At 71.2% G+C, this 9,865-nt stretch carries 11 protein-coding genes; 4 read left to right on the top strand and 7 right to left on the bottom strand.

All coding sequences use genetic code 11. The annotated features are described in order from the left end of the window. Positions 1-138 precede the first annotated feature (138 nt). The 6 genes from ACFTZL_RS34225 to ACFTZL_RS34200 form a co-directional block, all read right to left on the bottom strand. Positions 139-1,065 carry an ABC transporter substrate-binding protein gene (locus ACFTZL_RS34225; protein WP_382590979.1) on the bottom strand — a complete coding sequence of 309 codons (927 nt, stop codon included), beginning with the start codon at positions 1,063-1,065 and terminating at the stop codon, positions 139-141. Between the two features lie 93 nt (positions 1,066-1,158). Next, a complete protein-coding gene (locus tag ACFTZL_RS34220) occupies positions 1,159-1,824 on the bottom strand; it encodes an ABC transporter permease (RefSeq protein WP_382590976.1) in 666 nt (221 codons plus the stop codon). Beyond that, positions 1,821-2,519 (bottom strand): ABC transporter permease, encoded by a 699-nt coding sequence (locus ACFTZL_RS34215; protein WP_382590973.1) that lies wholly within the window; start codon positions 2,517-2,519, stop codon positions 1,821-1,823. The genes ACFTZL_RS34220 and ACFTZL_RS34215 overlap by 4 nt, the downstream gene beginning before the upstream one ends. Continuing rightward, a complete protein-coding gene (locus ACFTZL_RS34210; RefSeq protein WP_382590970.1) occupies positions 2,516-3,649 on the bottom strand; it encodes an ABC transporter ATP-binding protein in 1,134 nt (377 codons plus the stop codon). Before ACFTZL_RS34210 ends, ACFTZL_RS34215 begins: the two co-directional genes overlap by 4 nt. A gap of 65 nt (positions 3,650-3,714) precedes the next feature. Further along, positions 3,715-5,196, bottom strand: a complete 1,482-nt coding sequence (locus ACFTZL_RS34205; RefSeq protein ID WP_382590967.1) for a sensor histidine kinase — start codon at positions 5,194-5,196, stop codon at positions 3,715-3,717. Continuing rightward, positions 5,193-5,891 (bottom strand): response regulator transcription factor, encoded by a 699-nt coding sequence (locus ACFTZL_RS34200; protein ID WP_382590964.1) that lies wholly within the window; start codon positions 5,889-5,891, stop codon positions 5,193-5,195. The genes ACFTZL_RS34205 and ACFTZL_RS34200 overlap by 4 nt, the downstream gene beginning before the upstream one ends. A 152-nt stretch (positions 5,892-6,043) precedes the next feature. Here ACFTZL_RS34200 and ACFTZL_RS34195 point away from each other — a divergent pair, with 152 nt between their 5' ends. From ACFTZL_RS34195 to ACFTZL_RS34180, 4 genes are read left to right on the top strand one after another with little or no spacing between them, the layout of a single operon-like run. Then, complete coding sequence (locus ACFTZL_RS34195; RefSeq protein WP_382590961.1) at positions 6,044-7,384, top strand: ferric reductase-like transmembrane domain-containing protein; 1,341 nt, start codon at positions 6,044-6,046, stop codon at positions 7,382-7,384. 13 nt (positions 7,385-7,397) lie between these two features. Next, positions 7,398-7,811 carry an FMN-binding protein gene (locus ACFTZL_RS34190; protein ID WP_382590958.1) on the top strand — a complete coding sequence of 138 codons (414 nt, stop codon included), beginning with the start codon at positions 7,398-7,400 and terminating at the stop codon, positions 7,809-7,811. A gap of 4 nt (positions 7,812-7,815) precedes the next feature. Next, positions 7,816-8,553 (top strand): FAD:protein FMN transferase, encoded by a 738-nt coding sequence (locus ACFTZL_RS34185; RefSeq protein ID WP_382590955.1) that lies wholly within the window; start codon positions 7,816-7,818, stop codon positions 8,551-8,553. Between the two features lie 41 nt (positions 8,554-8,594). After that, on the top strand, positions 8,595-9,137 hold the full coding sequence (locus ACFTZL_RS34180; protein ID WP_382590952.1) for an MOSC domain-containing protein: 543 nt from the start codon (positions 8,595-8,597) through the stop codon (positions 9,135-9,137). Between the two features lie 21 nt (positions 9,138-9,158). On the opposite strand, the gene ACFTZL_RS34175 is transcribed toward ACFTZL_RS34180, so the two are convergent. Further along, a partial coding sequence (locus ACFTZL_RS34175) for a Dyp-type peroxidase (RefSeq protein ID WP_382590949.1) occupies positions 9,159-9,865 on the bottom strand: 707 nt, incomplete at its 5' end.

Here is a 9,865-nt window from a genome sequence, read left to right as displayed (position 1 = left end):
CCCCGGCCCCCGCGCCCGCCGGCCCCCGCGGGTGGCCAGTCCGGGGGCGGCCCGTGGGGTTCCCTCCGTCCTTCGTCGGTTGCGGCTGTTGTGTTTTCGAGTCCGGCCCCCCCCCCCCGCCCCCCGCGGCCGGGCGGGTCAGGTCAGGCCCGCCGACTTCAGCCACGCCTTGGCCACGTCCAGCGGATCCTTCTTCTCGAGCTGGACCTGCGCGTCCAGCTCGAGCAGCGCGGCCGTGTCGAGCTTGGCCGAGACCGCGTCGAGTGCCGCGGCACCCTTCTTGGACAGCTCGCCCTTGCGGACCAGCGGCTGCACGTTCTGGAAGCCGAAGAGGTTCTCCGGGTCCTTCAGGACGACGAACTTGTCCCGGGCGATGGTCGGGTCGGTGGTGAAGAGGTCCGCGGCCTGCACGGTGTTCATCTTCAGCGCCGTCTGGGTCAGCGGACCACCCGCGTCGAGGGACTTGAAGGACTTGAACTCCAGCCCGTACACCGACTTCAGGCCCACCAGACCCTGGTGCCGGGTCTGGAACTCCGGCGAGCCGCCGAAGTCCAGGTCCTCGGCGACGTCCTTGAGGTCGGCTATGGACGAGTCCGAGGTCAGCTTGTACTTCTTCGCGGTCTCCGCGTTGACCGTCACGGAGTCCTTGTTCTGCGCGGCCGACGGCTTCAGCAGCTCCAGCTTGGAGTCGAGCTTGCCGTCGATGGCGGTCGTGGTCTCCTCGACCGTCTTCGGCTTGGCCTTGGCGTCGAGGTAGGCCAGCAGGGAGCCGTTGTACTCCGGCAGCACGGTGACGCTGCCGTTCTTCATCAGACCGTACGTGGTCTCCCGGCTGCCGATGTTGGGCTTGTAGGTGACCTTGATGCCCTTCGCCTTGAGGGCCTCGCCGTAGATGTCGGCGAGCAGGATGCTCTCGGCGAAGTTGTTGGAGCCGACGACGACTGCGCCGTCCTCCGCCCCGCCGCCCTTGAGCGGGTCGTCGGAGGTGCCGCCGGAGGAACAGCCTCCGAGAAGAGCTGCCGCCGCGGCCAGCGCGACCGCTGCCGCGCCGGGGTGCCTCGTCATGGACCGGGTGCTGCTCTTCCGTGTAGTAATCACCCACTGATCCAAGCCAGCGGATATTCGGTCAGTCAAGAGCAGCTTGGTCACCAATTGGCGTCATCTCCTGCGCACACCCGGCGACACCGCGATCCGGGCCGCCGCCCAGAACAGCGCGAGCGTGACCAGCGCGAGGACGGCCACCAGCGTCGCGCCGCCCACCACCTTCTCGTAGTTGCGCTGGTAAAGGCCGTCGACGATGTACCGCCCGAGGCCGCCCAGGCTGACGTACGCGGCGATGGTGGCCGTCGACACGATCTGGATGGCCGCCGAGCGCAGGCCGCTCAGGATCAGCGGCAGGGCGACCGGCAGTTCCACCTGGAAGAGGATCCGGGACTCGTGCATGCCCATACCGCGGGCGGCGTCCACCGGCGAGGGGTCGACCGAACGCATCGCCTCGTAGGTGGTGACCAGGATCGGCGGGACGGCGAGGATGACCAGCGGGATCATCACGGGCAGCATCCCGAACCCCAGCAGGGTGGTCATCAGCACCAGCAGACCGAAGCTGGGCAGGGCCCGCCCGGCGGTGGCGACCAGGGACAGGGCGTTGCCGCCGCGCCCGTAGTGCCCGGTGACCAGGCCGATCGGCAGTCCGATCGCGGCGGCGAGGAGCAGCGCCTCCAGGGTGTACTGGACATGCTCCCCGAGCCGGGCCGGGATGCCGTCGTACCCCTGCCAGTGAGCGCTGTCGCTGAAGAACGAGTTGACGAAGTTGAGTACGTTCACCGGGCAGCGTCCTTAAGGGCGGGCGCCGGCTTGCGGCGGACCGTCCCGCTCGGCATCCAGGGCGTCAGCAGCACGCGGACGAGGACCAGCAGGGCGTCGACGAGGATCGCCAGGAGCGCCGTGGTGATCACGGAGTTCCAGGTGAGCTCGGGCCGGTTGTAGATCTGCGCGTCGTGGAGCAGGTTGCCGAGCGCGCCCTGGTTGCCGATCAGCATGCCGACGCTGACGAGGGAGATGCTCGACACGGTCGCCACCCGCAGGCCCGCGATGATCGCCGGTACCGCGATCGGCAACTGCACCTGGAAGTACCGCCGTACGGGCCCGAAGCCCATGGCGGTCGCGGCGGCCAGGGTCTCCGGAGGCACCGAGCGCACCCCGTCGACGATCGCCGGGACGAGCACCACGAGGCTGTACACGGCCAGCGGGATCATCACGGTGAGTTCGGTCTGGCCGGTGTAGTCGATGAGGACGACGAAGAACGCCAGGGACGGGATGGCGTACAGCACCGTCGTCAGACCGAGGACGGGCGGGTACAGCCAGCGGAAGCGCACGCAGAGCTGGGCGATCGGCAGTGCCAGCAGCAGTCCGGCCGCGACCGGCAGCAGGGCCTCTCTCAAGTGCAGCCCGATCAGCCCGAACCAGCTGTGCTGGAGGTCGCTCGGGATGTCGAAGAAGCCGTGGAGGAACTCGCTCATCCGGCGACCTTCTCGTCGTCGCGCTCGTCGTCGCGCCGTGCCTCGTGGGCGCTGCGGATGGCCTCGCCGATGGTGTGCTGCTCGACCACTCCGGTCACGCGTCCGCCGGCGTCCACGGCGACGGCCCAGCCGGTCGGGGAGAGCACGGCGCAGTCGAGGGCGGCCCGCAGCGAGTCGGTGCCGGGCACGAACGGCCGCCCGTAGGACTGGAGCCGGTCCGGCCTGATGTCCCCGGCCGTCAGGTCCTGCGGCGTGCTCCAGCCGAGCGGCCTGCCGTCCGCGTCGGTCACCAGGAGCCAGGGGGCGTCGGGGGCGGCGATCTGCTCGGCGGTGGCGTCGACCCGGATCACCGGGTCGGTCGTGAGCGTGAGCCCCGCGGACGGGAAGAACGACAGGCCCCGGATGCCGCGGTCGGCGCCGAGGAAGTCCTCGACGAAGGCGTCGGCGGGGTCGGACAGCAGCTCGGCGGGGGGTGCGTACTGGGCGAGGTGGCCGCCTTCGCGCAGTACGGCGACCATCGTGCCGAGCTTGATCGCCTCGTCGATGTCGTGGGTGACGAAGACGATGGTCTTGCCCAGCTCTTCCTGGATGCGCAGCAGTTCGTCCTGGAGGACCTTGCGCACCACGGGGTCGACCGCCGAGAACGGCTCGTCCATGAGCAGCACGGGCGGGTCGGCGGCGAGCGCCCGGGCCACGCCGACGCGCTGCTGCTGACCGCCGGAGAGCTGGTACGGGTACCGCTTGGCGAGCGCGGTGTCGAGGCCCACGCGTTCCATCAGTTCGGCCGCCCGGGCCCGGGCCTTCTGCTTGCCCCAGCCGAGCATGCGGGGCACGGTCGCGATGTTGTCGACGATCGTGCGGTGCTGGAAGAGGCCGGCGTTCTGGATGACGTAGCCCATGGAGCGGCGCAGGGTGGTGACGGGCTGCCGCTGGATGTCCTCGCCGTCGAGGAGGATCGTTCCCTCGCTCGGTTCGACCATCCTGTTGATCATCCGCAGGGTGGTCGTCTTGCCGCAGCCCGACGGTCCGACGAGGACGGTGATCGAGCGGTCGGGTATCTCCATGGAGAGCCGGTCGACCGCCACCGTGCCGTCCGGGTACCGCTTGGTGACTGATTCGATCCGTATCAAGGCGCCGGGGCCCTTCGGGTTGGCGGACTTTTGGCCATGGTCGTACGCGCTGTCGCCGGACGAGTCTAGACGGCGGTGGTTTCCGGCCCCGGGGCGGCCGGTGGCCCGTCCCCGTTCAGCGGCAGGCGGACGGTGAAGGCCGTCGCCCCCGGCTCGCTGTCCAGCTCGATGCGGCCGCCGTGGGCCCGGACCAGGGACTGGGCGACCGCGAGGCCGAGGCCGCTGCCGCCGCGGTCGCGGCTGCGGGCCTTGTCGACGCGGTAGAAGCGGTCGAAGACCCGGTCCCGGTCGTCGGGCGGGATGCCCGGACCGGTGTCGGCGACCCGCACCTCGGCCGAGCCGGGCGCGACGCACACCTCCACGGACACCTTCGTCCCGGCGGGGGTGTGCACCGCGGCGTTGGTGAGGAGGTTGTCGACGACCTGCCGGATGCGCAGCGGGTCCATCCGCAGCCGCACCGGCCGCGGACCCGCGAGCACGGTCAGCCGGTGGTCGGGGCGGCCCGCGCGGAAGGCGTCCGCGGCCTGGCACACCAACTCGACCAGGTCGGCGTCCTGGAGCCGCAGCGGCTCCTCCACCTCGGCCGCGTCCAGCCGGGCGAGCAGCAGCAGGTCGTCCAGGAGGATGCCCATCCGGGCGGCCTCGGCGCGCAGCCGGGCCAGGTGCCGGTCGCGTTCCTCGGGGGCGTTGGCGGCGGCGTACTGGAAGAGGTCGGCGTAGCCGCGTACCGACATCAGCGGGGTGCGCAGCTCGTGCGAGGCGTCGGCGACGAACCGGCGCAGGCGCTGCTCGGCCTCCGCGCGCACGGCGAGGGAGTGGTCGATGTGCTCCAGCATCGTGTTGAAGGCGGTCCGCAGTTCGTCCACCTCGGGTCCGCCGTCCCGGCCGTCGGCGCGCAGCGACAGCCGGGCCGCCGACTCGGTCAGGTCGTGCGAGGCGATGCCGTGGGCGGTGGAGGCCATGTCGCTGAGCGGTTTCAGTCCGCGGCGCAGCGTCCTGCGGCCGAAGACGACCAGCGCGAGCAGCGCGGCCCCGAAGGTGACGACCTGGATGGTGATGAGCTGCCCGACGGTGTCCTCGATGTCCTCCATGGGCGCGGCGCTGACCAGGACGACCCCGGGCTCGACCTGGCAGGCGCGCAGCCGGTAGGAGCCGGCGCCCTTGAGGTGCTCGGTGCGCAGGAGTTCCGTGTGCGCGGTGGTCTGCGCCCGGGCCAGGGAGGTGAAGTCGTCGACGTCCTTGGGCAGGTCGGCGGGGTCCTCGGGCCTGCGGAGCTCGGGCGTGCCGTCCGACACGTCGTACACGGCGTAGAACCAGCTGTAGTACTTCTTGCCCGAGAGCGTGCCGTAGTCCGCGATGCTCTTGGACTGGGCGATCTGGGCCTGTGCGAGCTGGGTGTCGAGCTGGGCCGAGAGGTAGTCCCGCATATAGGTGGTCAGGGCCGTGCCGACGACGGCGAACACGACCAGCGCCAGGGCGCCGAGGCCCAGGGCCAGCCGGGTGCCCAGGCGCATCCTGCGGTAGGTCCGCCGCAGTCTGGCGATCACTCGGAGGCCTGCCGCAGGACGTACCCGAATCCCCGCACGGTGTGGATCAGGGGCGCGCCGCCGTCGTCCGTCTCGTCGAGCTTGCGGCGCAGCCGGCTGACGACCAGCTCGACGACGTTGGAACGGCCGCCGAAGCCGTACTCCCAGACGTGGTCGAGGATCTGCGCCTTGGTGAGCACGGTGGGCGACTTGCGCATCAGGTAGCGCAGCACCTCGTACTCGGTCGGGGTCAGCGACAGCAGTCGCTCGCCGCGCCGCACCTCGCGGGTGTCCTCGTCCATCGTCAGATCGCCGACCTGGAGCACGGACCGCTGGAAGGCGGGGCCCGCGCTGCGCCGCAGCACGGTCCGCAGCCGGGCCATCAGCTCCTCCACGGCGAACGGCTTGACCAGGTAGTCGTCGCCGCCCCGCGTCAGGCCCGCGACCCGGTCGGCGACGCCGTCCCGCGCGGTGAGGAACACCACCGGCACCATCGTCCCGGAGGCGCGCAGCCGGTCCAGGACGCCGAAGCCGTCCACGCCGGGCAGCATCAGGTCGAGCACCACGATGTCCGGGTGGAACTCGGCGGCCCGCTTCAGCGCGTCCTCACCGGTGTACGCCGTGACCGCGTCCCAGCCCTCGTAGCGGGCGACGGTCGCGACGAGATCGGCGATGGGCTGGTCGTCGTCGACGACGAGGAGGCGTACTTTTTCCACTCGCTCATAGTGCTTCACCTGTCCCGCGCCTCCATAGCCGTCCGCCTCTTCGCGGCACGATCGATAAACACTTGAAAGTTGAGCGACAGTATTTCGACAGCTCCTCCGCGACAAGCTCGGTGTCCCAGGATCCGATCAAGGAGCTGCCGACCGTGACGACCCTCCAAGAACCTCCCGCGGCGACCCGCGCGGGCGTGCGCCCCAGAGTGGTGGGGCGTACCGGCCTGTACGCGGTGCTGCTCGCCAACGCGGTCGTGGTGGCCGTGTTCTTCGTCCAGGCCGGCTTCGCCTCGAACACGCTCATCGTGCTGGGCCGGCTGACCGGGCTGTACGGTTCGCTGCTCATGGCGTTCCAGCTGCTGCTGGTCGCCCGGCTGCCCTGGTTCGACCGGCGGATCGGCATGGACCGGCTGACGTCCTGGCACCGCTGGACCGGCTTCTCGGTGCTGTGGCTGCTGCTCGCGCACGCGGTGTTCATCGTCTTCGGCTACGCCCAGTCCTCGTCGCTGGACCCTGTGAACCAGTTGGTGGACCTCGCGGAGACCGTCGAGGGCGTGCTGCGCGCGATCACCGCCCTGGCGATCATCATCGTGGTCGGCGTGGTCTCGGCCCGCTCCGCCCGGCGCCGGCTGGCCTATGAGACCTGGCACTTCATCCACCTGTACACCTACGTCGCGGTGGTGCTGGCGTTCACGCACCAGGTCGCGGCGGGCACGACGTTCACCTCGTCGTCCGCGGCGAAGACGTACTGGTACGCCGTGTGGGGATTGGCCCTCGCCGCGGTGTTCACGGGCCGTCTGGTGCTGCCCCTGTGGCGCAATTTCCGTCACCAGCTGCGTGTGACGGCCGTCGTCCCCGAGAACGACCACGTCGTCTCGATCTACATCACGGGCCGCGACCTGGACCGGCTGCCCGCCCGGGCGGGACAGTTCTTCCTGTGGCGGTTCCTGACCAAGGACCGCTGGTGGCAGGCCAACCCGTTCTCGCTGTCCGCCGCCCCGGACGGCCGTACGCTCCGGCTGACGGCCAAGCGCGCGGGCGACGGCAGCGCGGCCCTGCGGCACCTGAAGGTGGGCACGCGCGTGTTCGCCGAGGGCCCCTACGGCGCCTTCACCACCCTGCACCGCACCCGCCCGGACGCCCTGCTCATCGCGGGCGGCGTCGGTGTCACGCCGATCCGGGCCCTGCTGGAGGAACTGCACGGCCACGCGGTCGTGATCTACCGGGTGGCCACGGACCAGGACGCCGTCCTCTACGACGAACTGCGCGACCTCGCGCTCGCCAAGGGCGCCGAACTGCACCTGGTCACCGGCCCGCCCGTGCCCGACCGGCTGGCGCCGCGGGAACTCGCCCGCCTGGTGCCGGACATCGCCGGCCGGGACGTCTACCTCTGCGGCCCGCCGCCGATGATGAACGCGGTGCTCGGCAGCCTGCGCGAACTCGACGTGCCCAAGGCGCAGATCCACTTCGAACGCTTCAGCCTGGCCGGATGACGAGGAGATTGTCGTGAAGCGAGCCATACCCGTCCTCGTCCTGAGCCTCGCGGGCCTGATCCCGGTCTGGCGCTACGCGCCCTCCCACGACGCCGGGTCGTCGTCGGCCGTCACGGAGGCCGCTGCGCCGGCGTCCACGCCCTCGGCCTCGTCCTCGGGCGGAACCACCTCCACGGTCGTCTCGGGGTCCACGATCGACACCGAGAAGGGCCCGGTGCAGGTCGAGGTCACCTTCGCCGGCGACAAGATCGCCTCGGTGCGGATGCTGCAGCAGCCGGACCATCCGCAGACCACGGCCGCCGTACCCAAGCTGATCGAGGAGACGCTCCAGGCGCAGAGCGCCGACATCGACACGGTGTCCGGCGCCACGGTCACCAGCGACGGCTACAAGGAGTCGCTCCAGGCCGCCATCGACGCGAAGGGCTGAGGGGATGCGGCGCGTCGAGCACGTGATGGGGTTCCCGGTGTCGGTCCGGATCGACGACAAGGGCTTCCCCGAGGCGGCGGTGGACGGCCTCTTCGCCTGGCTGCACGAGGTCGACGCGCGGTTCAGCCCGTTCCGGCCGGACAGCGAGGTGTCGCGGCTGGACCGCGGGGAGGTGTCCGTGCCCAGTGCGGCGCTCCGGGAGATCCTGGACCTGTGCGAGGAGTACCGGGTCGCGACCAGGGGCGCGTTCGACGTACGCCTGCCGGGGCGCGGCCTCGATCCCTGCGCCGTGGTGAAGGGCTGGTCGGTGCAGAAGGGCGCGGAGCTGCTGGCGGCGGCCGGGGCGCGGCGCTTCTGCCTCAACGCGGGCGGTGACGTGGTCGCCGTCGGCGGCCCCTGGCGGGTGGGCGTACGGCATCCCGAGCACGCCGACCGGCTGTGCACGGTCCTGGACCTCACGGACCGGGCCGTCGCGACGTCCGCCCGCTACGAGCGCGGCGACCACATCGTCGACGGGCGTACCGGGCGCCCGGCGACCGGGCTGCTCAGCCTCACGGTCGTCGCCCCCACCCTCACCGAGGCCGACACCGTCGCGACGGCGGCCTTCGCGCTGGGCGCCGAGGGCGTCGAGTGGGCGGCGGCCCGGGAGAACTGCGAGGTGTTCGCGGTGGACGCCGGGCGCCGGGTCCTGCGGTCGCCGGGGTTCCCCGGGGAACGGGCGGCGCCGGAGCCGACCGGTTAGGCTCCTGAAGGATCACTGCCGAACGGAAGGGGGCCGAAGGCATGAGCGCGACGGTGACGGCGGTCAGCAGCAACGGCGAGTACACGTTCACCAAGCCGAACCGGGACAGCATCACCCTGCTCGCCGGGCTGGGGGTGGAGGGCGACATCCACGCGGGGGTGACGGTCAAGCACCGTTCGCGGATCGCCCAGGACCCCACCCAGCCGAACCTGCGCCAGGTGCACCTCATCCACGAGGAGCTCTTCGCCGAGGTCGCGGACGCGGGGTTCGAGGTGGCTCCCGGCGCACTCGGGGAGAACATCACCACACGCGGCATCGACCTGCTCGGCCTGCCGGTCGGCACCCTGCTGCACATCGGCGAGGCCGCGGTGGTGGAGGTGACGGGCCTGCGCAACCCCTGCAGCCAGATCGACGCCTTCCAGGACGGGCTGCTGAAGCAGGTCGTCGGCCGTGACGAGGCAGGCCGGATCGTGCGCAAGGCAGGCATCATGAGCGTCGTACGGGAAGGCGGCGTGGTGCGTCCCGGGGACTCCATCGAGGTGCGGCTCCCCGCCGAACCGCACCGGCCGCTGGAACGCGTCTGAACAAGCCCTGGTACGGGCCTTTCACTCCTCGGGCAGGGCCTCCAGGAAGTCCGCCGGCGGCACGAAGAACAGGCTGCCGGTGACGGCCCGTGAGTAGTCCAGCAGCGGGTCGGGCCCCGAGCCCGGCTCGCCGAGGAACATCTTGCGCAGCATCGTCTCGGGTATCCCGGGCGTGCGCGCGTAGGCCACGAAGTACGTGCCGAACTCCCCGTGCCCCGGCCTGCCGAACGGCATCGCGGAGCGCAGTATCCTCTGCTCCGAGCCGTCCGGGCCGAGGACGGTGTTGACGTCCTTGTGGGAGCCGGGCGCGTCGAGTTCGAGGTTGGTGAGCTTGGTGCGGCCTATCACCTTCTCCTGCGCCTCCACGGCGAGGGCCTCCCACGCGTCCACGTCGTGCAGGTACTTCTGCACCATCGCGTAGCTGCCGCCGCGGAAGCCGGGATCCTCCTCGCCGACCAGCGCCGCGTCGGCCGCGGGCTGGCCGACGGGGTTCTCGGTGCCGTCGACGAAGCCGAGGAGGTTGCGCGAGTCGAAGTAGGCGAAGGCCTGCGTCTCGTCCCGCACGGTGACCGCGCCGCGCAGCCGCCGCACCAGCTCGGCGGCGAGGGCGAAGCACAGGTCGGTGCGGGCGGCCTTGATGTGGAAGAACAGATCGCCCGGGGTGGCCGGGGCGTGGTGCCGGGGCCCGGCCAGCTCGCGGAACGGGTGCAGTTCGGCGGGCCTGGGGC

Source organism: Streptomyces sp. NPDC056948 (genome assembly GCF_042674225.1).
In the GTDB taxonomy this organism is placed as follows: domain Bacteria; phylum Actinomycetota; class Actinomycetes; order Streptomycetales; family Streptomycetaceae; genus Streptomyces; species Streptomyces purpurascens.
The sequence above is the reverse complement of the archived record's forward strand: the minus strand, read 5'-3'. Positions and strand labels throughout refer to the sequence as shown.